The following is a 23,922-nucleotide window of genomic DNA, read 5'->3' on the forward strand; positions in this document are numbered from 1 at the left end:
AAATGCCGACGAGGAAGGCTGTCATCGGCAAATCAGCAGTGATTATTGTAGGAAATGCCGACGAGCAAGGCTCTCATCGGCAATCTAGCTGTAACTATTGTATAAACTGCCGATGAGGAACGAACTCATTAATCTTTCCAGACATAAAACTTTTTGAAATATCAAATAGGTTAAATGTTTAAAAATTGTACAATATTAACTGAACTTAGTATCTGTTTCCCTGTCACAAATTCGTGTATAATGACGAGGTATATTAAAATGGATTGGATGTTTTGTCGTTGAAATCAAATGCAATATTTTATGTAGGACTTATTTTTGTATCAGTAATCTGGGGAGTGAATTTCGGAGTTTCCAGGTGGGCAATGGAGGTTTTTGCTGCTGAAGTCTTCGTTTTTCTTCGTTTCGGTTTAGCGCTGCCAATTCTGTTTTTAGTACTTAAATGGACTGAAGGGAATCTAAAGGTAGAGAAAAAGGATTTGGTTAAATTAGCAGTGATCGGCTTAATCGGGGTCACTTTGTTAGAAATATTAGTCATGTATTCGATCAAATTCACAACGCTCGCTAATGCGTCACTTCTAAATGTGGCCCCATGGCCGATTTTTGCAGCACTTTTTGCACCTTTATTTACAAAAGAAAAAATGACTTTAAGAGTGGCTGTTGGTGGAATGGTAGCAATTGTTGGAGTGTCTCTTATTATTCTCGGTGGTGGCGATGGCTTTGATTTAAGCTCAGAATATATGGTTGGAAACCTTCTGGCACTTTCAATCAGTTTAATCGGAGCTCTATTTAACTTGGCTTGTATGCCACTTATGAATAAATATTCTCCATTAAAAGTGACGACCTGGTATATATTATTTGGTACTCTGTTCTTATTCCCTTTTACAATTGGGGGTTGGGATGGTATTTCATGGACCTCGTTATCTTTCACGACATGGGGTGCAATTGGGTATAACGTAGTTTTATGTACTGTCGCAGCATTTGTAATCTGGAATGTCTCAATGAAGAAGGTAGGGGCAACGAAATCTAACTTTTATCGTTATTTTGTTCCGGCCTCAGCTGCAGTAGCTGGCGCGTTATTTTTTAATGAAGCAATTTATGCGCCTCAAATTATTGGTGCATTGATTATAGTGTTAGGTTTAGCGTGGATCAGTTCAGAACCAAAATCTGTAGTTAATCCTACTACCAAAAATAAGAGTGTTGTTTAATAATGGAACAAATCTCGTTTGAAGGAGCTAATGACATTGAAAGGCTTTTATAGCGACTGTTTAAATGGTTTGAAAAAAACAAGAGGAGCTGGATGGAAAATGATCACGATCGATGGTGTCGTAGGTGTAGGGAAAACTACATTAATGGATATTGTTGTAAAGGAGTTGGGATACACTCCATTTGAAGAACCGGTAGTTAATAACCCGATTCTGGATAAATTTTATTATGATAGGGAGCGTTACAGCTTTCCATTACAAGTATTCTTTTTGAATGAACGTTTCAAGCATATAAAAAATGCCAGCAAAATTCATCAGGCAGTTTTGGATCGTTCGATTTATGGTGATGTGATTTTTGCCAAGATGCTAAAAGATAACGGAGAAATGTCAGAAGAAGAGTTTGATATTTATTTAAGTTTATTTAAAAATATGATCGAGCATTGCCAGCCGCCTGCATTAATGATCTATCTTGAGATATCTACAGAAGAAGCGATTCGCCGTATTACAAAACGAGGTAGAAGTTATGAAATGGATACAGAAAATGCTTATTGGGAAAGACTGAACAAAGAGTATAGTGAATATTTCAAGGCATATAACGCATCACCAGTATTGAAAATTAATGTGGATCGTTTGGACTTTGAGAACAATTCATCAGATCGAGAACGTGTTATATCGCTTATAAAAAAAGAAATAGAGACATTAAATCTTTCAGAAACTGCTGCGACAAAGAGTATGTAATCAAATAAGAGCGAGAGGAGACTCGCTCTTATTTGAATCTATTATTTCTCACCAAAAATATAAGTATCCATAAACGAATTTCTAAATTTCCCATCTGGATCATATTTTTTTAGTAATTGTTGAAAATCTGGCAACTTCGGATAAAGGGATTGAACTTTTTCAGGTGCCATGGTAAACAATTTTCCCCAATGTGGTCTAGCGTTAAAAGGTTCTAAAGCTTTTTCTATTTTTGGTAATACCTTTTGCACTTCTTCCCAATTATCTTTCCAAGTGAAATGAAAACCTACAGAATCCTGCTGAAAACAAGAGCTCATCCATAACTGATCTTTTGCAACCGTGCGTATTTCTGAAATATGAAGTAGTGGTGCAATCTGCTCTCTAATTTTATTAATTGCTACTAACGCTTCATAAGTATATTCTCGTGGCAGAAGATACTCACTTTGCAATTCTTCCCCATTACTAGGGGTGAACTCCATTTTGAAGTGTGGCAGGCGATCAAGCCATGCTCCTGACACCCCTAATTGTTCGGTGCAATGTTCCGCACCAATACCTGGTATAGGATGACGACTTTCTGTTGCACGTGTAGCACCAAAAAAAGTCGGCCTAAGATCAATAGGTTCTTGGGGATGAGCAAGACGTCGTTTTAACCATGCATAATTAAATGTTTCGCTTTGCCAATCATTGAACAGACTGACACTATAAGCACTTGAGAAAACTTCTTCAAAATCGTCTTTAAGATTTTCTAACGGTAAGTTTTCATAAACATCCTGTCTAATATAATAGGATGGAATCACATTTAGGGTAAGTTTGGTTACTACACCTAATCCACCAAGAGCTACCGCAGCCCCATTCATTTCTTCTTGATTATTTGTTCGAGAAAATTGTACAAGCTCACCGTTTGCTGTGACCACTTCCATAGCAACAACTGCGTCAGATAGACCTCGGTTATTGTTTCCTGAACCATGTGTGGCTGTTGCACAAGCTCCTGCAACAGAGATGTGAGGTAAAGAAGCCATGTTTTGCAGTGCGAAACCTTTTTCTTCAAGATACTGACTTAAATCACTATAAATAATGCCCCCTTCAACGGTAACCGTTTGGCTTTCATGATCTAACGAAATCACTCGGTTGAAATGTTGAAGAGAGATAATATTTTCTTTTGAATCGGCTATGCCATTGAAGGAATGTCGTGATCCCACTACTCTTAATTTTTCACTTTGTTTTACTATTTCTTTTACTTGTTCTATAGTGTCAGGCTCGTACCAATTTTTTGCACTGTATATGTAATTACCTGCCCAATTTCTTTGTTCCATGAATGTCCACTCCTCAATATTGTTGTTCATGATCCTTGTGCTATTATAAAACAAAACTGTTTAAAATGGTAACCCTTTCAATCTGAAATCTGCTAGTTAAATATAAAAATGCCCCTCATTTTTCAAGAGGAGCATTGTCTCTTAGCAATTATTCTTCTATTTCATACTGACCACGATCTTCCCCGTAGTATTTGTTATATCTTTTTTGAAATTTATAGAAAAGGTAAGAACCTATTACCTTAACGATGGCATAGCCAGGAATCCCTAGAATAACCCCAACAACTCCAAATAAATTACCTGCGATCAGTAATACTAATATAATAGTTAATGGATGAACCTTCATTGTTTTCCCCATTATATTAGGTGAAACGAAATTGCCTTCTAAGAATTGAACGGCAATCCATACGATCGCAAGTTTAAGTAGCATAAAAGGTGAATCAACAATCGCAATAATGGCTGCTGGAATAATGGCAATGGTCGGACCTAAATAAGGAACTACACTCGTTACCGCAGCAACAATTGCTAATGTAAAAGCATAATCGAGCCCAATGATCAGATAACCTATAAATAACAGAATCCCAATAACAGTCGCTACAATGATTTGTCCTTGAATGTAGGAACCAACTTGCGTGTCGATATTATTGAATATTTGTTTCGTATCCTCACGAAACTTAGGTGGAAATAATTTAAGAGTAAACTGTTGAAACTTTTTACCATCTTTTAATAAGAAAAATAGAATAAACGGAAAAGTAATGATTGATACCACTGTGCTAGTAATTGTACTAGCAACATTTTGTACGCCTTCAAAACCGTCTGAAATATAATTTCCAATTAATTGTGGAAGCTCACTTAATCGGTCGGTTACCCATCGATAACCGTCATCATAATACGGTGCTAAAAATGAGTTTTGAACCCATTCTGTCATACTGGCACCTAATTGTTTTAAATAGTTTGGAAAGGATTGTACTAGATCTTTCACTTGCGCTTCAATGGACGGTGCAGTTAACAAAATAAGTCCAGTAAGTGCACCACTGATACCAAGAATAAGGATAATAACGCCCCAAATTCGTTTGATATGCAATTTTTCAAGCAGGTTCACAATCGGATTCAACAGATAATATGCAATAAATGCTAAAATTACCGGAGGTGCAATTGTTGATACAATCACAGTAAGCGGGTGAAAGATAAATGATATTTTGGTATAGATATAGATAGTAATACCAATTAAAATAAAAAAAGCAAGTATGTAAAATATATTTTTGCCACCAATAAATTTTAAAAATCTATTTTGATCTTCCATTTGTCACATCCCCTTTTTAAATTAATGTACCATAATATTGTTTTTTTTCCTAAACATAACTGATGTGTTTAGAAAGATGTAGTTTAAGACAATTGTAAAAACTGCTGGAATAGGGTATAATAAAAATAGAAATTCATATCATAATAAAAACCGCAGACGCTCCAACGTCTACGGTTACAATATAGACCGAACCCCGATAAGAGGGGCGGCGCTATATAGAGTGAAAATAACCCCTACAGCTTGCCAGCATATGAGGGGTTATTTTTTATCATTTCTATTGGACATGATAAACGCAACTAACATCCCAAAAGAGATCATTAGTGACAAAAATGAAAGCATTATTGTCAAAGCGTTTTCGATATCCATAGGCGCCACCTCCCATCCTGGGAAGCCTCCCAACGAGACTAACGACAAGACAACAGTGGCGCCACCCCTCATATGAAGTCGATCTATTGATGACTCTATTATAACATGCAGGCATCTTTAATAGATTCTTTCGACATTCTTTTTAAAAGGCATCCGTCTATACCCTCTATTTTAATCACAGTCACCTCTCCATCTAGTTTAAAAAACATACACATATACATTTTAATTTGGGATTTCTCAGATTAATTTGTTAAAGCTTTATCGTGAATCTAGAGTCATATCTTTATTTTTCTAGTTTCAAATAACACGTACGGACAAATTTGGTTTGACGCTATATATAACTAAATGATATTATAGAATTACAATTCAAGTAGCAATATTAATTTACGAAATTACTTTCTTATATATAGGGATCACAACCTAATTAGTTGTACCGACAAGTTATATGCTTATAATAAAGAAAGCGCTTTTATCTTCTTGAAGTACATACACATATATTCTAGAAAACTAATTTTTAATTAACATTTAATACATTATTATTGGAGGAGAATAACATGAGTCAAATTTTAAAAGAAGCGATTCAAAACGGTAAAACAGCTCTTGGGATTGAATTGGGATCAACAAGAATTAAAGCGGTACTTGTTAATGAAAACAATGAGCCAATTGCATCTGGTAGTCATGACTGGGAAAATAGCTATATAGACAACATCTGGACGTACAGTGTTGATGATATATGGGAAGGATTACAGGATAGCTATCAGAAAATGGCAGAGGATGTAAAACAACAGTATGGCGTTCCTTTACAAACGGTTGGAGCTATCGGTTTTAGTGCAATGATGCACGGCTATATGGCTTTTGATAAAAATGATCAACTTCTTGTACCATTCCGTACGTGGCGCAATAACATAACAGGTCAAGCTGCATCAGAACTGACTGAATTATTTAACTATAATATACCACAAAGATGGAGTATCGCACATTTATATCAAGCAATTCTGAATAAGGAAGAACATGTTGCTGAAATCGATTTTCAAACAACCCTTGCAGGATATATTCACTGGAAACTAACTGGTAAAAAAGCACTTGGTGTTGGCGAAGCTTCTGGAGTATTTCCAATTGATTTAAACACGAAAGATTTTAACAAGAAAATGATCGGTCAGTTTAATGAATTAGTCTCAAGTAAGGATTTCTCTTGGGAACTGGAAGATATTTTCCCTGAAGTTTTAGTAGCAGGAGAAAATGCAGGCTACTTAACAGAAGATGGTGCAAAGCTTTTAGATGTTAGTGGTGAACTGAAGTCTGGCATTTCACTTTGCCCGCCAGAAGGTGATGCTGGAACAGGAATGGTTGCGACAAATAGTGTTGCCCAACGCACGGGTAATGTATCTGCAGGTACATCGGCATTTGCGATGGTAGTATTGGAAAAAGACTTGTCTAAGGTCCATCCTGAAATCGATCTTGTAACAACACCTACAGGTAATTTAGTAGCGATGGCACACTCCAATAACTGTACATCTGACTTGAATTCATGGGTCGGAATGTTTGAGGAATTTTCAAACGCTATGGGAATCAAAGTAGACTCTAATAAACTCTATGAAACGTTATTTAACTTAGCACTTAAAGGAGATCCAGATGGTGGTGGATTATTATCTTATGGTTATCTTTCTGGAGAACATATGACACATTTTGAAGAAGGCCGTCCATTATTTGTTCGTTCTTCCGAAAGCAATTTCAACCTAGCGAATTTCATGCGTACCCATTTATTCACCGCTTTTGGTGCGATGAAAATAGGTATGGATATTCTTTTAAAAGAAGAAGGAGTAAAGCTTGAAGAAGTCTTAGGCCATGGTGGTATATTTAAGACAGAAGGTGTAGCTCAAAGCTTTTTAGCTGGAGCATTTAATGCACCTGTTTCTGTAATGGAGACAGCAGGAGAAGGTGGAGCATGGGGGATTGCTTTGCTAGCATCGTATATGATTAATAAAAATGGTAGCGAAACTTTAGATGAATATTTAAACGAGAAAGTATTCGCAGATCAGGAAGTGAAAACAATCTCTCCAGATCCAAAAGATGTCAAAGGATTTGAGCAATTTATGGAACGGTACAAAGAAGGCCTAGCAATCGAGAGAGCAGCTGTCGATCATTTGAAATAAAGAGTGGAAAAGATAGGGGATATTCTCCTATCTTTTTTATTGGTTTAATATCAGGTTATCTGTTTCCTGAATTGTCTCCCTATGATTTACGGGTGAATTGTATTATGATTGCAACAACTTATTTAGTCTCACTTTAAGAATTTGAGGGGGGATTTCTGATGAACTGGAAATTATTTTTTCAACGGGATTTGAAGTTTGCAAAGAAATTAAAACGGTTACATCATTCTAATGCAATCTTATTTTTGTTATTAAGTATCACGGGTTTACTACTAGTATCTGCGAGTTTTCGTTCTACCTTTCCTGCGACACGTGTGTGGATCAAATATCTTCATATTTGGATAGGGCTTATTAGTATATTGCCCGTATTTTTTTACCTCCCAAAATTCACCAAACACCTTCCAACACTCAGAAAAAGAAAAGATCACCGCATCAACCTCTACCTTGTGCTCAGTATATTAATAATACTTATAATTTCTGGTGTTATTTTATCTTTTCCAGAAGCAGTGACACCGGTTATTAGTTCTAATGCCTTACTTATACATGACGTTGCGACATGGATTGGGATTCCTTACGTCATCTATCACAGCATAACCAGAAGTCAATGGTTTAAAAATTTATTAAAAAACTCTAAAACAATCGAAAATGAAGAACCGATTGTGATTCGAAAAAGTAATCCATTTGTAGGTCGTCGTACTTTTCTTAAATTTGCTGCAGGAGGAATAACAGCAATTATTTCAGTCGGCTTATTAGGTAACTGGATACGCTCCTATTTACCAAGTTGGAGCGATGTAAGTAGGACACTTAGCAAAGAAAACGATATGAAGCCAAGACCAGAACCACAGCATGATGTTTTATCAGTGGACGGACGTCAAGGAACATTTCGTTATTATACGGTTACGGAAACCCCTACTTTTTCAAATGAAAATTGGTCTTTATCCATTGAAGGGCTTGTAGACAACAAGATGCATTTCAATTGGCAACAATTTTTGGATTTGAAACGTACGGCACAGTTAAGTGACTTCCATTGCGTAACAGGCTGGAGTGTCTATGATGTAACATGGGAGGGCATTCCTTTAAAAGAACTTTTAGACAGTGCAGGTATTCACTCTGCCGCTAAATATGTGAAGTTTTCCTCAGGCGATGGTGTTTACACGGAAGCCTTATCCCTTGAACAGGCATTGGCGGATGATATTATGGTAGCCGTATTAATTGATGGAGAATTAATTAAGCAAGAAAATGGTGGACCGGTACGATTAGTCACACCTAAGCACTATGCGTATAAATCGGTAAAATGGTTAACAAAAATTGAATTGCTTGACCATGAGCATATCGGCTATTGGGTGGAAAGAGGTTATGATCAAAATGCACTTGTTAACAAATAGTAATATGTAGCATAACCCAAAAGTCTGCCTGAAACTAGGTGAAGAATAAACGGACGCAAATTTCCTGACAATTTTTGCTAACAATCAGTAGGAGTTCGACACTGCCACTGATTGAAGTCTCACTATATTGCTCTTTGAGTCTGCATGTTTTTTTTGCAAAAATTCAGGGTATTCTATGGAGAGAAAGTAATGAATATGATTAACTTTTCATAAAGTGTAAAATCTTACTCAAAGGGTGATAAATAAATGAAGGCAATTGTAATTGAACAATATGGTGGAAAAGAACAACTAAAAATGCAAGAGTTAGAAAAGCCAACACCTGGAGAAAATCAAGTAGTGGTAAAACTTCATGCTACTTCGATCAATCCAATTGATTGGAAACTTCGTGAGGGCTACTTACAAGAAATGCTCCCATTTGAATTTCCTATTGTTTTAGGTTGGGATGCAGCTGGAGTTGTTGATGCAGTTGGAGATGGTGTTGAAGAATTTAAGGTTGGTGACCGTGTATTTGCAAGACCTGATACAACCAATCGTGGCACCTATGCAGAATATACTCTTGTAGACGAGAATTTATTAGCGCCAATACCTGATAATATTAGTTTTGAAGAAGCGGCTGCCGTGCCATTAACGGCATTGACGGCTTATCAATGTCTCTTTGATTTTGGAGATGTAAAAAAAGGAGATAAGGTTTTATTACATGCAGGGGCAGGCGGTGTTGGTACGTTTGCTATTCAACTTGCCAAACATAAAGGGGCATATGTCTCTACCACTGCAAGTACAAAAAATATTGACTTTTTACTGTCGCTAGGTGCTGATGAGGTCATTGATTATACAAAACAAGATTTTGAAGATGAGTTAAAAGATTATGACTTCGTATTGGATGCACTCGGAGGAGATATTCTAGATAAAAGTTTCCATGTGGTACGTGATGGTGGGACGATTGCTTCGATAGCTGGTCAACCTAATCAAGAAAAGGCCAAGCAAAAAAATATCAAAGCAGACTTTATTTGGTTAGTGCCAAGAGGTGATCGTTTGAAAGAATTGGCTGATTTGTTAGAACAAAACAAATTAAGTGTTACAATTGGGCATCGATTCCCTCTATCTGAAGCAGGTGTTAAACAAGCACATGCGCTAAGTGAAAGTCACCATGCTAAAGGGAAAATTGTGATTACTATTGATTAATGATTAGCTGATAAGAGATAGTGACAAAAGAATTTTATAATGAGTAATATCCAAACGATTTGAACTTTGATCGTTTGGATTTTTGTGCGCATAAGCAGGATTATACGACACTATTGTAGTGGTATTATGAGATGTTATATGTGCTTTGCAACCGCTTCGGCTTGTCGGCTTCCCTTTCCTCGGGTTTTTCTCCTCAGCTAACTTTTTAAGCAAAGGGCGCTTAAAAAGTGGATCTTCGGATAAAAACATCCCGCAGGAGTAGAAGCCGACGCCTGCGCTTTTTTATATTCTACAACTCAAGCAAGAATAAACATGTTGGCGTTCTTCACTTTTTACCATCAAATTATTATTAGATTATTTATCATTGTTATTAATTTAAGCTGATTTATTGTCTAATAGTAACCATCCAAAATATTAGCATTTGCAATAGTTGTAGAGTCTCACTAAGCGTAGGCGGCCACTTCCACTCCTAAGGAAAAAGCCCATGGAAAGGGAAGTGGGCAAGCCGAAGCGGTTTTTACGCACACAAATCATTTCATAATTACCAACTAGAGTTGTGTCGTATAATCCTTCTATTACGCAACAATGCATTTTAAATCGCACGAATGTGAAGTTAAGAAAAATATTTATGTTCCCAATAGCTCTACTTTACATACAAGTATCTTTCTATTAATTCTTAAAGTGTATCAACGATAAAAAAACTAAAATATGGTAAAATAATTGCAAACTAGACAGAAAGGTGTTTCATATTGTCCCAACAATTAAAATATAAAATATATCGAATCGTATTATGGTTAATCTTTATCTGCTATCTTTTGATTAGTTCTTTTCTGTTAATCTTTGAAAGAATAATTGTTAGAATCAGTGACTATTTCAATGGGATAGAAGGTAATCGATATCACACTACTATTTCTGAAGATACATCTCTTGTAGAATCTTTTTGGTATAATGCTAATCTAGTTCCATTTAACAACACTTATCATTATTTAACAGGGAGTGATTATTTTTCCTTGGTCGTTATCTTTAATAATATAATCGGAAATATATTAGTCTTTCTTCCATTAGGATTACTTCTGCCATTATTGTTTCAGACATATCGTAAGTTCTCTAAACTATTAGTAACTGTAACAGTTTTAACAGTTTTGGTAGAGGTAATGCAAATTTCATTACGAATCGGCCAATTCGATGTAGACGACATTATTCTAAATGTTGTTGGAGGAGTAATTGGATATTTGTTTTTTAGAGTAATGTTGATTGTACATGCAAAGCTCCAAATGTAATCCTTTCGCCTATTCTTTCTTGAAATACTTACACCTGATTTAGGCAAATGCATACGATAGAAATATAGGACGGAAGAAAGGAGAAGTTAAATTGCATTACAATCCTTATCATCAATGGTATCCAACAATGCCTCAACAAGGGAACTACCAAACCGGTGCCCCTAGTCAACATGTTCATGACTTTGGAAAGCAACCATTTGTATTGAATATTGATCAAGCAACAAAACAAAATAATACGTTTCGTACAGCAATATGGACAGGAGATCATTTACAGGTAACATTAATGTGTATCGGCATAGGGGAAGATATTGGATTAGAGTCGCATCCACATACGGATCAATTTTTGCGTGTCGAACAAGGTCAAGGTCTGGTTCTGATGGGGGACAGGAGTGATCATTTAGATTTTCAACAATTTGTTTGCGATGACTTTGCAGTAATGGTCCCTGCTGGCAAATGGCATAATATTATCAATACCGGCCATGAACCACTGAAACTTTACTCGATCTATGCACCGCCAGAACACCCATTTGGCACAGTTCATCCAACAAAAGCAATGGCGATGTCAGCTGAACATCATCACTCTTAATAACAAAAAGGGAAACTCATTAGTTTGGTATGAGTTTCCCTTTTATATTAATTAACTATCTATTTTGCTGAATTCGTGAACCCACACTTTCATTTTAGCGGCCCAAGGCATTCCTGGATGCATTGCTAAAATAGATTGTTTGTAGTCTTCAAGGTTTGTGAACCCTTCCTTTTGCGCATCTTGATCCGTCAACTCACCGAGTGTTTGCTGATAGACATCATCTATTCTGAATTTTTGATTTTCTAATACCATTATTTCTCCGATATCAGCATAACGTCCATTACGTCTAGTTGCCGTCTTTTTTCCTTCCAATGCTTTATTCACATCAGTTGGAACCGTGATCAAACGATCAATCGTACACGTTTTTGGAGGTAATGCTGCATTTGATTGTTCATTATTCATACGATACACCTTACCTTTCTCTTTCCATTTTACCTTTTTTTGATGGCAGTCAACAAGCATTATAATTCTCAATAGTAAAAACTAATAAGAGTAATGTCAATTTCGTGGCGTTTTGTAACTTTCCAAGAAAAGGTGAACAAACAGATCATAAATATTAGTAGTTTACGGTGATAGTAATTAGGATAAAAAGAATTATAAGTAGACATATTATCAGAGGTGAACATATGAAAAAGTGGTCAGTCGCTATTTTTTTAGTGCTCTTCATTATCAGTGCTTGTTCGTCAAACCAAAATCAAGAATCTCAAGAGGAAGAACAAGATGATACAGGTGTAGAGGATAGTCAACCAGTAGGTGAGAAAAGTTCGAAAACAGATTTAACCGTATTGGCAGACAATTTAGATGTTCCATGGTCGATTACCAAACATGAAAACGCCTTTTATATAACGGAGAGACCCGGTGGAATAGTGAAAATTGAAAATGAAGAAATGGAAAGACAAACTATTTCCTTGAAAAAGGACCAATCCGATGCAGCTGAAGCAGGTTTATTAGGATTTGTTCTAGCTTCTGATTTTTCTGAATCGAATTTAGCGTATGGATACTACACATACGAAAGTGAATCCGGTCAATTTAACAGGGTGGTGACACTTCGGTTATCAAGCGATGGTTGGCAAGAGGAAGAGGTGCTAATCGATGAGATACCTAGTGGCACCTATCATCATGGTGGGAGATTGGAAATAGGTCCTGATGATAAATTATATGTGACAACAGGCGATGCCTCAAATGCAGAAATTGCTCAGGATCTAAATTCGCTGGGAGGTAAAATTCTCAGAATGGATTTAGACGGCTCTATTCCGGAAGATAATCCTGATCCTGATTCCTATGTTTATAGTTATGGGCATCGAAATCCACAAGGGGTTGCATGGACTCCCTCGGGCGAACTTTATGCTAGTGAACATGGAAACAGTGCAAATGATGAAATCAATAAAATTGAGGCTGGTGGAAACTATGGCTGGCCAATCATTGAGGGTAATCAAGAACAAGAAAATATGGTTTCACCGCTTTTTACTTCTGGAGATGACACGACTTGGGCACCATCTGGCATGTCTTATTCAGAAGAAAAATTATATGTCGCAGCGTTGAGTGGGACTGCAGTTTTAGAGTTTGATCTAGAGACGAATCAATATAAAGAAGTTGTAACGGGATTAGGTAGAATTCGCGACGTTGCGATTGAAGATGATTACCTTTATTTCATTAGTAATAATACGGACGGAAGAGGTTCAGCTGAAGCGAACGATGATAAGTTATATAGAATCGCGATGTCAGAGTTAGATTAATCTGCGAAATAAGTTCCAACCTATATTAAAAAAGTAGAATCGGAACTTACATCGCATTTCATAAGAATTACCATAGACATTACAATAGATAAACTATTTATGTTTATGCGACATATTTTTTAATAGTCGCTTTCCTTCTTCTGTTAAATATACATTTTTATCATTTAACAACTTCCTCGCCAAATTTCCTGTCATTGGTTTCGTGTTATTTGACAATTTTATTCCCCCCTCATTTGTAGCTACTACTAATTTATGTACAACCCATTCGAACGGCAAGAGTCAACTATACCGAGTACTTCGTGGAAATATGTAACTATTATTAAGTTAACGACGACAAATCATTAAAGGGTGGAGGTTAATGCCTACATCTAAATTAGGAGTAACGCAAATACGTTACGATGGGAGCTTGCTAGCATGAAAAAAATAATGGTACTGCTTTTTATTGGAATAATTGCAAGTTTGTTTGTTAACCCTTCCATAACTCATGCATGTTCGTGTGTCATGCCACCAGAAGTAGAAGAGGCTCTGGAACAAGCGGATGCAGTGTTCACTGGAGAAGTAGCAGATATAAAAGAAAAGAAAGCGAAGGATGGGTATCCATATAAGTCTGTTACTTTTCAAGTTACTGGAATATGGAAAGGTATAGACGCTAACGAGTTATCAATAGATACAGGTCTTGGTGGAGGAGATTGTGGCTTTGAATTTCAGAAAGGAAAGGAATATCTCGTGTATGCGAATAAGTCGGATTTTTATGGAACAGACAATCTTCATACCACTATATGTAGTCGTACAAATACACTTCAGCTAAGTAAAGAAGATTTAACTATTTTGAACGAACAAACGAATTCTCTTTCCGTACCAGAAGAAATTAATTCCAAAAAAGATCCGGAACAAAAGAATCCTCTTCAACAGAATACAAATCATTGGCCTGCCATCATTGGCGTGTCCTCTCTAATTATACTTGCTTTCCTAGGGGTTTTTCTAAAAAGAATGAGATAAAGAGTATTAAAAGGTATCGATTGGTAACGCAAAATCTTCTGTTATAATATTCATAAATAAATTAATTTTGCATGCTACTATTTTTAATTGGAATAATAGTAATAAATATGAGTTGCGGATCGAAAGGAGATTGTATGACAAAATCTACTGGATGGAACTTAGATAACAGTTATCAACGATTGCCAGGCTTTTTTTATTCGAGAGTGAGTCCAACAGCAGTTAAAGCACCATCATTGATCAGGCTAAACGAGTCATTAGCAAAAGAACTTGGCTTAAATATAGAGGAATTAAGACAGAGTCCAGATATATTTGCAGGCAATCAACTCCCACAAGGAAGTATTCCGATTGCACAAGCATATGCCGGTCACCAATTTGCTAATTTCACTATGCTAGGTGATGGCAGGGCAATTTTATTAGGAGAGCAAATAACACCGACAAAAAAACGTGTCGATATTCAATTAAAGGGATCTGGAAAAACGCCATATTCACGAGGTGGGGATGGACGTGCAGCCTTAGGACCGATGTTGCGGGAATATATCATGAGTGAAGCTATGCATGGGTTAAAGATACCGACGAATCGTAGTTTAGCGGTTGCTACTACAGGTGAATCTGTTCAACGTGAAGTTGATTTCCCCGGAGCCATTGTTACGAGAGTGTCGGCGAGTCATTTGCGAGTAGGTACCTTTCAATATGCAAGGCAGTGGGGCACGAGTGAGGATTTACAAGCATTAGCCGATTACGCAATTGATCGCCATTTTCCGCATATAAAAGAAGATGACAATCGATATTTGTCATTATTAAAAGAAGTGAGCAAAAGACAAGCCGATTTGATTGCGAAATGGCAATTGGTCGGATTTATACATGGCGTGATGAATACCGATAATATGACGATTAGCGGTGAAACGATTGATTATGGTCCATGTGCTTTTTTGAATACGTATGATAAAAGTACTGTTTTTAGTTCGATTGATATCCAAGGGCGCTATGCATATGGTAATCAGCCCGACATCGGTGGCTGGAACTTAGCGCGTTTTGCTGAAGCAATCCTGATTTTAATTGATGACGATGAACAGAAAGCAATTCCTTTAGCCAAAGCAGTAATTGAGGAATATGTAGCGTTATATGACCAGAATTATTTGAATGGCATGCGTAAAAAACTGGGTATTTTTAATGAAAATGAAGATGATGCAGTCTTGATAAGGCGATTATTAGACTTAATGGAACAACATAAAGCGGACTTTACGAATACATTTAGAGCTTTAACCTTGGATCAATTTGATAATAATATACGTCTCTTCCAGTCAAAAGCATTTACTCAGTGGTATCAACAATGGCAAGACAGGTTAGAAGGGCAAAAAAAAGAGTCGAAAGAACAAATTCAGCAATTAATGCGTGATCACAACCCTTCCATTATTCCGAGAAACCATAGAGTTGAGGAAGCAATCGAAGCAGCAGTTAATGAAGGAGATTACGATGTGATGGATCAACTGTTAGCGGTTCTATCTAACCCTTATGCATATATAGCTGATCAGGAAGCCTATAGCATCGTACCACCAGATAGTGACGACAATTATCAGACCTTTTGTGGGACGTAAAATAAGAATGAGCATCGATAACTAATTGATGCTCATTTTCTATTTAATAGTAAGAAAGCATATAAGCGGCGTCATGTCTAGCTCCGAGCGCCAGAAACTAGGCGACTTCACGAAATCGCCCTACGATAAGTCATCATCGGCTCGCTTTTCTCAGTGATTCCTTTATCTCAGTTGATTCGCTCCAGTCGCTACGTTTCTAATCGGGCGCTCTGCGCTTTTCTTAATCCATCGACTTTTTAAAGTCAAGATTGTTTGCCATTCCTTGATTATTTTGAAATAATGAAAGGGTATTCAAATCGAATATTCGTATTGATGGAAGGGGCAAAAGCTAATGAGTAAGATCACACTAACAAATCCAATTTTCTGGTCCGATGTGCCAGATGTTGATGTCATTAGAGTAGAGGATACCTTTTATATGGTGAGTACAAGTATGCACTCAATGCCAGGCTGTCCTGTTATGAAATCCGTAAATTTAAGAGATTGGGAAACCGTCTCTTATGTATATGATACATTAGAAGAAAATTCAGCTCACCAATTAACAGATGGTAAAGGTATATATGGTCAAGGTCAATGGGCAACAAGTTTACGATATCATAATGATACGTTTTATTTATGCTTTTCAAGTAATGACATGAAACAGTTTTATATTTACCAAACGAAGGATATTGAAAAGGGACCATGGACTCGCACGGTTATTGATGGTATATTTCATGATCCAGCATTACTTTTTGATGAGGGAAGGGTATTTGTAATCTATGGTTGCGGAGATATTCGAATTACCGAGCTTAATGCAGATCTTTCTGATGTGAAAAAGCATGGAGTCGAACAAATACTTTTAGAAACGGCAAAAGAAAATATAGGGCTGCGCTGTGAAGGCTGTCATGCATATAAAATAAATGGCGTGTATTATTTGTTATTTATTGAATGGCCGACAGATGGTAATGCACGACGCAGACAAGTATGTTACCGTTCTACAGATCTTTTAGGTGACTATGAACGTAAAGTCGTTTTAGATGATGATATGGGATACCAGAATAAAGGAATTGCACAAGGGGCTATTTTTGATACGCCTAATCATGAATGGTATGCTATGTTATTCCAGGATCATGATGCGGTTGGACGTATTCCTTACGTCTTACCAGTGGAATGGCAAGACGATTGGCCAATGATAGGTGTAAACGGTGAGGCCCCAAAATACTTGGAAATTAATTTACCGGAAGATGAGAGTAGACCTTTAGTGATAAGTGATGATTTTGAATATGAAAGTGATCGATTAGCATTGAATTGGCAATGGAATCACAATCCGGATCAAAAGCTCTGGTCTGTTACAGAACGATTAGGTTTTCTTAGGTTAAAAACAGACCATCTGACCAATAATGTCTTATATGCACCAAATACGTTAACACAAAGAACAGAAGGTCCAACATGCAACGGAACAGTATGCGTGGATCTTACCAATATGAAGAATGGCGATTATGCTGGATTAATTGCTTTACAAAGTAATTTTGGTACGGTTGGTATTAGCCAAAAAGAAAATGGCGATCGTTATGTGAGAATGACGATGAATAACGGAGAAGGACAAGAACAGATAGTAGAAGAACAAGCTTATCCGGATCAGCATGTATACTTAAAGATTGATTTTGATTTTGAAAATAGTGTCGACCTTGCTCAATTCTATTATTCTGCAAATGGTAACGATTGGGTGCAAGTTGGTAAAAAGTTACAAATGAAATATACGTTAGACCATTTCATGGGTTATCGAATAGGGTTATTTAATTATGCGACACAAGAAAGTGGCGGCTTCGTTGATTTTGACTATTTCGAGTATACAAGAGAAGAACGTTCATCGTAATGTAAACTCTTAAGAAAAGACAATGATCGATTCCTTGGTTATGTTTCTAAAGTAATTTCTTTGATCATAGAATGATACAATAAAGTGAGACTTCAACGAGTGTAAGTTTGAACTTCCACTTTGCTCATCGAAACTTATCAGGAAGTTAGTGTCCGTTTATCTCCCAATTAGCTTCTTTGCTAACGCTTGACTTTTTCCGTTGAGGATATTATGGACGTTTACACCGTGATAAACAAAAAGATATGAAGAGGAATGGACAGAAATGACCGATCAAAATAAAAAACAGTTTCAAGAAGCAGAACATATAGCCAACGCTTATTTCGAAGCACTCACACAACAGCTAAAAGAAAAAAGTTTCGCAAAGATACTCGTGAAAGACTTGAAGCGTCATGGAAAACAGAAAAATAAAGAAAGTCGATTTTTTCATTTAGAAAGTGTTGTTGAAGAGCACTATTCTTATTTTTTGAAAAAATTAAGTGAGAAGGGTAAGTTAAACCGTTATTTGGAGCGAAGTATTACATATATTTATATGCGAGATTTAGGGAGAGATGTTACCAAACACGAAGTGAAAAATCGAATAAAGACTATTACGAAGGATGTTCAGGCATACCTTGGTGAGAATAGTGAACAAGAATTATTTAGCCTGATCACTCTTTATCAGATCGCCCAAAAAGAGAAGTTAGAGTCAACTTTCTTTTGGTTAATCGAGAAATTGAAAGTTGTATCTTCAATAATTCCAGATGAACTAAACAAAGTGCATGCACAACGGAAGTTAATAAAGATTATTGCAGGCGTTCTAATGCATGAAATCGAGTCTTTTCCAGAGGGAATCTCGCTTCAAGAACGTAGCAGACGTCTGGATAAAGCCGTTCGAATTGGGTATTGTTACGGTTTAACTTATCCATTTATTGACGATCTGTTAGATTCTAACTTTTTAACAGAACATGAAAAAGAACAATTTTCAAACTTAATTGAGGCGACGTTAAATCAAGATAAAATTGCAGCATTGAATGATTGGCAAGGTGAGCATGAACAGGAGATTAGACTCATCTATCACGAATTAAGTGAGGCATATACATTTTTAAAAGAAAGTCAGAGCAAGGTTAATGTTGATCGTTTCTACCAGAATGCCTATTTATTTTTCCATGCTCAGGAAGTAGATCGGAATAAGGATTTAGCAGATAAGAACTATACCAACGAAGAAATCTATATTCCGGTTATTCTCAAGTCATCTTCTTCAAGAATGATTGTACGTTCTTTTCAAATGTTAGATGATGATCATTCCATCGATCAGCGAATGTTTTATTATGGTATTTACAATCAGTTAGCAGATGACTTGGCAGATCTTGATCAAGATTTAAACGCAAGTAGTGTGACACCATATACGTACTACTTGAAACATAAAAAGAATCGTCCTGACTTAGTGAATCCGTTCGCATTGTATTGGACGGTCATTAGCTATTTGATAAATAACGTTTATCACGGTGATCCAAATGTGCGACAAATTTTGTTAGATAGAGCGATAAATGGGCTGAAACGATTAAAGCAACGAGTGGGAGCGGACCGATACGAGGAATTAATGGACACATTCTCATTAGATATGCCATCATTTGAAAAATTATTACAAAAGTCTGTAGCAAAAGTAAACAATGTAGCTTTTTTCGATAAATTACTTCGTGATCAAATGATTCAAACGTTGAAAGAAAATAAAAAAAAGAAAGAAAAGTTTCATGAAATGTCAGAAACGTTACGTTCAGAAATTAATGGTCTGTTAGAGATTGAAAAGCAAAAAGATGACTTTCAATTAAATCATCCACTAATTGATGCTGCTAATTATAGTATTATTGGCGGCGGGAAAAGATTAAGGCCGATCATGACCTCTATAATGGCAACAGAGGTGTTTCAACTTGATAAAAAGACGATTATTCCGTTAATTCGTGCGGTTGAATATATGCATACTGCTTCCTTGATCTTTGATGATTTACCCACGCAGGATAATGCAAACATAAGGCGAGGACGCAAAACCGTGCATCAAGTATATAATAGTGCCGTGGCGGAACTTACTAGTTTATTTATGACGCAGAAAGCCGTTGAAGAACAGACGAACTTGGCGTCATACGATGCGAATACAGTGTTGGAATTAATCCAATATTCAACACAAGTGACACAGGAAATGTGTAAAGGTCAAATTATAGATTTAGAAGCTAAAGGAAAAGCTTTAACATTAGAGGAATTAACACAGTTATGCTTCTATAAAACGGGAATAGGTTTTGAAGCTTCTCTAATGATGCCAGCGATATTAGCAGGAGCCAAACATTCAGAAAAAGAGGCTATTAAAACCTTCTCCTATCATGCTGGTATTGCTTTTCAAATAAAAGATGACTTATTAGATTTAGAAGCGGATACTGAAGCTTTAGGCAAAACGGTTGGAATAGATGTCAAAAATAACAGTGCAACATTTGTTACCGTGTTAGGAATAGAGGGTGCTAAAAAAGAGCTATGGAATCACTATCGAGAGGCTATGATTTCTTTACAGTCCTTCACTGTCAATACTGATTTTTTTGAAGAGCTTATGCATTATATTGTTCATCGAAATTCGTAGTATTGTTTCAATCACAGGTTATTAATTTTTAAAGATTAATAACCTATTTCATGGAATTTTATGTTAATATGAAATTATTACCATGTTTGGGGAAGGACGTTTAGAGGATGGAAAATGAGCAACCTTTAGTGTTTGGTGGTAAATTGAGTATAAAAGATTTTGAGAAGTATACTTTGTTTCATTCTAGAAAGTTGTTTATAGTAATGTTTGTTCTTGTATTTCTTCTTGTTTATGTGCTTTCTAATGGATTAGTTGTGGAAAGTCTTTCAATATCAACAATAATAGATATCACCCTTGCTGCTGTTTTTGGGTTAGTTGGTGTTGTCGTGTTATATGGTAGGTTGTACCAAATTGCTAGAAAAAACTATAAAAGTGAATCTCTGATGAAATTATTTCAAACTTATACAGTAGATGAGTCTAGGATTATTATGGAAACAGAACAGAGTAAAGTAACCTATCATTGGTCTGATGTTAGGTCCATTCATGAATTAAATGATATGTTTCTTTTATACGTCGCAGTAAGGAAGGCAATGGTGATTCCTAAGAAATATTTTAACAATAATGAAGATATGGAGACGTTTAAATTATTTCTTAACAAGCGAACAAACTATAAACCGTAACCAAGCCACCATCAATAGGAGGCTTGGTTTATTAAGTGTGCAGTGTTATTAATAGAATGTGATTAAAAATTAAGACTTCTATAATTGATTTTTACGTAGATTTTCTTTCTTCTTTTTTTACTTTCATGAATCTGTTAGTTTCCGCCACAACAATACTAGACAAAGCAAGCAATCCAATTAAGTTTGGAAATGCCATAAGCCCGTTCATGACATCGGAAAAGTTAAAGACTACATCAAGTGAAACGACAGCACCAATGAAGATAAAGGCAATAAAGATATAGCGATAAACCCGTACGCCTTTCTCCCCTAATAAATAATTTACCGATTTCTCGCCGTAATAGGACCATCCGAGAATCGTGGAGAAGGTGAAGAATAAAATACCAAATGTTACGATATAAGAACCTGTTGTTCCTAAGAACTGTGCGAATGATGCACTTGTTAAGGCTGAACCATCGAGACCACCATCCCATTGACCAGCCATTACAATCGTAATTCCAGTTATGGTACAAACAATGATGGTATCAAAGAATACCTGTGTCATCGATACCAATGCTTGTCTGGCAGGATAATCTGTTTTTGCGGCAGCAGCGGCAATGGGAGCAGAACCTAAACCAGCCTCATTCGAAAACACACCACGTGCCACCCCATAACGAATAACGGTACCTAAGATTCCGCCACCTACTGCACTTCCTGTAAAGGCGTCTTCAAATATAAAGCTGATAGCAGCAGGGACGAGTTCAAAGTTTAAGACAATTAAGATTAATCCACCTAAAATATAAAATGCACCCATTACTGGAACGAAATAAGCGGTTACCCGTCCAATGCTCTTAATACCGCCTATTATAACAAGGGCAGCTAATAGTGAAAAAATAATACCAGTAATAAAAGGATGAATCGAAAATGATTCTTCTAAAGAAGCAGCAGCTGTATTGGATTGCACCATATTTCCGATTCCAAAAGCTGCAATCGCTGCAAAAATGGCAAATAAAATACCTAAAAATTTACCTAGCTTCTTGTTCTTTAAACCGCGTTCGAGATAGTACATGGGTCCACCAGACATTTCGCCATTCTCATTTTGAACGCGATATTTAACCGCTAGTAAGGCTTCCGCATATTTTGTTGCCATACCTACTAAAGCAGTAATCCACATCCAAAAAACGGCTCCAGGACCACCTGCCACAACCGCTGTTGCTACACCAGCTATGTTTCCAGTCCCTATAGTGGCAGCCATGGCAGTTGTTAATGCTTGGTAATGACTGATATCTCCTTTGGATGTGTTATCTTGGTTTTTGCTGAAGGCTAGTTTTAACGCGTAAGGTAGTAATTTAAATTGCAGGAATAAGAGTCTGAACGTTAGGAATAAGCCTGTACCGACTAAAAGGATCAGCAAAGGAGGTCCCCAAACCCAGCCACCAATTGTACCAAGTAATTCAGCACCTTGTTCATTGAATGTTGCCAACCAGTCCATAAATTTCTCCAAAATATTTCCCTCCCATAAACTAATAATTTCAAGCTATACAATAAAATTATTCCAGTAAATGTGAGAGAATGTCAATAGTTAAAAATTAGTCATAAAATAAAGACAATATACAAACTTGTATATTACCTGCCGGAGACTTTAATAATATCGCATGGCGAGGAAAAAAATAAAAATAAGTAACGCACCAAATCCTAGAATATATGCTAAAAATACAGGGTTGAATAGAAACGGATGTTTTTCGGAAATCTTAGGATTGGTGTCATACTCGTTTTTTTGAGCGTTTACTGTTTTACCAACTTTTACAGTGTAAACCAAGGATACGAGAGCAACGATAAGACTTGCAATAATTAATGTAACGACCATGAAAATCAACCGCCTTTTTTGATTGTTATTAGATTAACCATCCGTAAAATTCCAATATCAGGTATCATATGAAAACAAGGTAATTAAATATAGAGATAAATGGACGGAACTCTTCTGACCATTTTCGTTAACAAACCACTTGATTTTACAATTTTTACAGCTTGAAGTCTTACTTTAGGTTTGTGCAATATAGCTCTTAATATACACAGAAGAAATTTTTATGTTATATTGGTATCAGGTACTAATACCATATATAAAATAATGAGGTGGACAATATGATCGATTTACTAAAAGTGAAAGATAAAAATTTTGTGATTATGGGAGTAGCTAATGAAAGAAGTCTGGCGTGGGGTGTAGCCAAATCACTTCATCAAGCGGGAGCTAACCTAATTTTCACCTATCGTAAAGAAAGATCTTTATCAAAACTGACAAAATTAATAGAAAAAACGGATGTAGAAGCTAAACTTGTTTCTGAATGTGATGTCAATAATGATGAAAGCATAGAAGAGGCATTCACCAAAATTGGTAAAGAAGTTGGCGTAATTCACGGGGTTATTCATTCCATTGCATTCGCTCATTCAGAAGATTTGAAAAATAACTTTGTCAATACTACTCGAGAAGGATATGCCTTTGCACAAGATACAAGTTCCTACTCACTAATTGCGGTAGCTCGAGCAGCTCAGCCTTTGATGACAGAAGGTGGTTCAATTATTGCCATGAGCTATTTAGGTGCAGAACGTGTGGTAGAGGGTTATAACGTCATGGGGGTAGCGAAAGCGGCATTAGAATCTTCCGTGAAATACTTAGCAATGGATTTAGGAAGTTCCAATATTCGTGTGAATGCCATCTCTGCGGGAGCGATTAAAACGCTCGCTGCCAAAGGTGTGCCATCATTTAATGAAATACTTCATAAAATAGAAGAAACAGCACCACTTAAACGCAATGTGACGCAGGAAGAAGTCGGTGATATGTCATTAGCAATGTTAAGTAATTTATCCCGCGGTGTTACTGGCGAGATTGTTTATGTTGATTCTGGTTATAATATTTTAGGTTAATATACGAACGTAAATTACAAGTCAAATACTAGTGTAATAACTCCACCCATTAAGAACCTGAAATAAAGACTTGCATGGTATGGTATAATATTTTAGGTAAAGTCAAAGAAATGGTGAGGTT

The 23,922-nt window shown here is 36.4% G+C and carries 20 protein-coding genes; 14 read left to right on the plus strand and 6 right to left on the minus strand.

Annotated elements, in window-relative coordinates:
* Positions 1-278 precede the first annotated feature (278 nt).
* Positions 279-1,205 carry a DMT family transporter gene (locus BUC25_RS14590; RefSeq protein ID WP_084543475.1) on the plus strand — a complete coding sequence of 309 codons (927 nt, stop codon included), beginning with the start codon at positions 279-281 and terminating at the stop codon, positions 1,203-1,205.
* Positions 1,206-1,241: 36 nt separating this feature from the next.
* Positions 1,242-1,940: a deoxynucleoside kinase gene (locus BUC25_RS14595; protein WP_211619591.1), complete on the plus strand. Its 699-nt coding sequence runs from the start codon at positions 1,242-1,244 to the stop codon at positions 1,938-1,940.
* 41 nt (positions 1,941-1,981) lie between these two features.
* Here BUC25_RS14595 and BUC25_RS14600 read toward each other — a convergent pair whose 3' ends face one another.
* Both BUC25_RS14600 and BUC25_RS14605 read right to left on the minus strand, forming a co-directional pair.
* Positions 1,982-3,250, minus strand: coding sequence for an FAD-binding protein (locus BUC25_RS14600; RefSeq protein ID WP_139251839.1), 1,269 nt, complete (start codon positions 3,248-3,250; stop codon positions 1,982-1,984).
* A gap of 148 nt (positions 3,251-3,398) precedes the next feature.
* On the minus strand, positions 3,399-4,550 hold the full coding sequence (locus BUC25_RS14605; protein ID WP_073202632.1) for an AI-2E family transporter: 1,152 nt from the start codon (positions 4,548-4,550) through the stop codon (positions 3,399-3,401).
* A gap of 920 nt (positions 4,551-5,470) precedes the next feature.
* Between BUC25_RS14605 and BUC25_RS14610 the strand changes: the two genes are divergently transcribed.
* The 5 genes from BUC25_RS14610 to BUC25_RS14630 all read left to right on the plus strand — a co-directional run bounded on the left by BUC25_RS14610 (position 5,471) and on the right by BUC25_RS14630 (position 11,499).
* Positions 5,471-7,069 carry a xylulokinase gene (locus BUC25_RS14610; RefSeq protein ID WP_073202633.1) on the plus strand — a complete coding sequence of 533 codons (1,599 nt, stop codon included), beginning with the start codon at positions 5,471-5,473 and terminating at the stop codon, positions 7,067-7,069.
* Between the two features lie 158 nt (positions 7,070-7,227).
* Positions 7,228-8,451, plus strand: a complete 1,224-nt coding sequence (locus BUC25_RS14615) for a molybdopterin-dependent oxidoreductase (RefSeq protein WP_073202634.1) — start codon at positions 7,228-7,230, stop codon at positions 8,449-8,451.
* A gap of 246 nt (positions 8,452-8,697) precedes the next feature.
* Positions 8,698-9,633 (plus strand): NADP-dependent oxidoreductase, encoded by a 936-nt coding sequence (locus BUC25_RS14620; RefSeq protein ID WP_073202635.1) that lies wholly within the window; start codon positions 8,698-8,700, stop codon positions 9,631-9,633.
* 749 nt (positions 9,634-10,382) lie between these two features.
* Positions 10,383-10,913 carry a VanZ family protein gene (locus BUC25_RS14625; protein ID WP_073202636.1) on the plus strand — a complete coding sequence of 177 codons (531 nt, stop codon included), beginning with the start codon at positions 10,383-10,385 and terminating at the stop codon, positions 10,911-10,913.
* Between the two features lie 127 nt (positions 10,914-11,040).
* Positions 11,041-11,499, plus strand: coding sequence for a cupin domain-containing protein (locus BUC25_RS14630; RefSeq protein ID WP_084543490.1), 459 nt, complete (start codon positions 11,041-11,043; stop codon positions 11,497-11,499).
* Between the two features lie 51 nt (positions 11,500-11,550).
* Here BUC25_RS14630 and BUC25_RS14635 read toward each other — a convergent pair whose 3' ends face one another.
* Positions 11,551-11,901: an ASCH domain-containing protein gene (locus BUC25_RS14635; protein ID WP_073202745.1), complete on the minus strand. Its 351-nt coding sequence runs from the start codon at positions 11,899-11,901 to the stop codon at positions 11,551-11,553.
* A gap of 224 nt (positions 11,902-12,125) precedes the next feature.
* Between BUC25_RS14635 and BUC25_RS14640 the strand changes: the two genes are divergently transcribed.
* Positions 12,126-13,235, plus strand: coding sequence for a PQQ-dependent sugar dehydrogenase (locus BUC25_RS14640; RefSeq protein WP_073202638.1), 1,110 nt, complete (start codon positions 12,126-12,128; stop codon positions 13,233-13,235).
* Between the two features lie 93 nt (positions 13,236-13,328).
* Here BUC25_RS14640 and BUC25_RS19715 read toward each other — a convergent pair whose 3' ends face one another.
* Positions 13,329-13,451 carry a hypothetical protein gene (locus tag BUC25_RS19715; RefSeq protein ID WP_280174063.1) on the minus strand — a complete coding sequence of 41 codons (123 nt, stop codon included), beginning with the start codon at positions 13,449-13,451 and terminating at the stop codon, positions 13,329-13,331.
* Between the two features lie 198 nt (positions 13,452-13,649).
* Between BUC25_RS19715 and BUC25_RS14645 the strand changes: the two genes are divergently transcribed.
* The 5 genes from BUC25_RS14645 (at position 13,650) to BUC25_RS14665 (ending at position 20,903) form a co-directional block, all read left to right on the plus strand.
* A complete protein-coding gene (locus tag BUC25_RS14645; protein ID WP_073202639.1) occupies positions 13,650-14,234 on the plus strand; it encodes a hypothetical protein in 585 nt (194 codons plus the stop codon).
* 134 nt (positions 14,235-14,368) lie between these two features.
* Positions 14,369-15,829: a protein adenylyltransferase SelO gene (locus BUC25_RS14650; protein ID WP_073202640.1), complete on the plus strand. Its 1,461-nt coding sequence runs from the start codon at positions 14,369-14,371 to the stop codon at positions 15,827-15,829.
* Between the two features lie 331 nt (positions 15,830-16,160).
* Complete coding sequence (locus tag BUC25_RS14655) at positions 16,161-17,681, plus strand: glycoside hydrolase family 43 protein (RefSeq protein WP_073202641.1); 1,521 nt, start codon at positions 16,161-16,163, stop codon at positions 17,679-17,681.
* A gap of 262 nt (positions 17,682-17,943) precedes the next feature.
* Positions 17,944-20,283 carry a polyprenyl synthetase family protein gene (locus BUC25_RS14660; RefSeq protein ID WP_073202642.1) on the plus strand — a complete coding sequence of 780 codons (2,340 nt, stop codon included), beginning with the start codon at positions 17,944-17,946 and terminating at the stop codon, positions 20,281-20,283.
* 107 nt (positions 20,284-20,390) lie between these two features.
* Complete coding sequence (locus tag BUC25_RS14665; RefSeq protein ID WP_073202643.1) at positions 20,391-20,903, plus strand: YcxB family protein; 513 nt, start codon at positions 20,391-20,393, stop codon at positions 20,901-20,903.
* A gap of 91 nt (positions 20,904-20,994) precedes the next feature.
* Here the strand turns inward: BUC25_RS14665 and BUC25_RS14670 are convergent, their stop codons facing one another.
* Positions 20,995-22,371 (minus strand): alanine/glycine:cation symporter family protein, encoded by a 1,377-nt coding sequence (locus tag BUC25_RS14670; RefSeq protein WP_073202746.1) that lies wholly within the window; start codon positions 22,369-22,371, stop codon positions 20,995-20,997.
* 150 nt (positions 22,372-22,521) lie between these two features.
* The gene (locus BUC25_RS14675) at positions 22,522-22,746 is read right to left on the minus strand and encodes a hypothetical protein (protein ID WP_073202644.1); all 225 of its coding nucleotides are present in this window, start codon (positions 22,744-22,746) and stop codon (positions 22,522-22,524) included.
* Positions 22,747-23,021: 275 nt separating this feature from the next.
* On the opposite strand from BUC25_RS14675, the gene fabI reads away from it, so the two are divergent.
* The gene (fabI, locus tag BUC25_RS14680; protein ID WP_073202645.1) at positions 23,022-23,801 is read left to right on the plus strand and encodes an enoyl-ACP reductase FabI; all 780 of its coding nucleotides are present in this window, start codon (positions 23,022-23,024) and stop codon (positions 23,799-23,801) included.
* The last annotated feature ends 121 nt before the right edge of the window (positions 23,802-23,922 follow it).

Origin of the sequence: Gracilibacillus kekensis, from assembly GCF_900143085.1 — a bacterium.
Classification (GTDB): domain Bacteria; phylum Bacillota; class Bacilli; order Bacillales; family Amphibacillaceae; genus Gracilibacillus; species Gracilibacillus kekensis.

What these genes read in the sequence shown, in the direction of transcription:
- BUC25_RS14660 (WP_073202642.1), top strand. Translation starts at nt 17,944, where the DNA reads ATGACCGATCAAAATAAAAAACAGTTTCAAGAAGCAGAACATATAGCC.
- BUC25_RS14630 (WP_084543490.1), top strand. Translation starts at nt 11,041, where the DNA reads ATGCCTCAACAAGGGAACTACCAAACCGGTGCCCCTAGTCAACATGTT.
- BUC25_RS14600 (WP_139251839.1), bottom strand. Translation starts at nt 3,250, where the DNA reads ATGGAACAAAGAAATTGGGCAGGTAATTACATATACAGTGCAAAAAAT.
- BUC25_RS14670 (WP_073202746.1), bottom strand. Translation starts at nt 22,371, where the DNA reads ATGGACTGGTTGGCAACATTCAATGAACAAGGTGCTGAATTACTTGGT.
- BUC25_RS14640 (WP_073202638.1), top strand. Translation starts at nt 12,126, where the DNA reads ATGAAAAAGTGGTCAGTCGCTATTTTTTTAGTGCTCTTCATTATCAGT.
- BUC25_RS14645 (WP_073202639.1), top strand. Translation starts at nt 13,650, where the DNA reads ATGAAAAAAATAATGGTACTGCTTTTTATTGGAATAATTGCAAGTTTG.
- BUC25_RS14605 (WP_073202632.1), bottom strand. Translation starts at nt 4,550, where the DNA reads ATGGAAGATCAAAATAGATTTTTAAAATTTATTGGTGGCAAAAATATA.
- fabI (WP_073202645.1), top strand. Translation starts at nt 23,022, where the DNA reads ATGATCGATTTACTAAAAGTGAAAGATAAAAATTTTGTGATTATGGGA.
- BUC25_RS14655 (WP_073202641.1), top strand. Translation starts at nt 16,161, where the DNA reads ATGAGTAAGATCACACTAACAAATCCAATTTTCTGGTCCGATGTGCCA.
- BUC25_RS14675 (WP_073202644.1), bottom strand. Translation starts at nt 22,746, where the DNA reads ATGGTCGTTACATTAATTATTGCAAGTCTTATCGTTGCTCTCGTATCC.
- BUC25_RS14635 (WP_073202745.1), bottom strand. Translation starts at nt 11,901, where the DNA reads ATGAATAATGAACAATCAAATGCAGCATTACCTCCAAAAACGTGTACG.
- BUC25_RS14650 (WP_073202640.1), top strand. Translation starts at nt 14,369, where the DNA reads ATGACAAAATCTACTGGATGGAACTTAGATAACAGTTATCAACGATTG.
- BUC25_RS14610 (WP_073202633.1), top strand. Translation starts at nt 5,471, where the DNA reads ATGAGTCAAATTTTAAAAGAAGCGATTCAAAACGGTAAAACAGCTCTT.
- BUC25_RS14665 (WP_073202643.1), top strand. Translation starts at nt 20,391, where the DNA reads ATGGAAAATGAGCAACCTTTAGTGTTTGGTGGTAAATTGAGTATAAAA.
- BUC25_RS14620 (WP_073202635.1), top strand. Translation starts at nt 8,698, where the DNA reads ATGAAGGCAATTGTAATTGAACAATATGGTGGAAAAGAACAACTAAAA.
- BUC25_RS14615 (WP_073202634.1), top strand. Translation starts at nt 7,228, where the DNA reads ATGAACTGGAAATTATTTTTTCAACGGGATTTGAAGTTTGCAAAGAAA.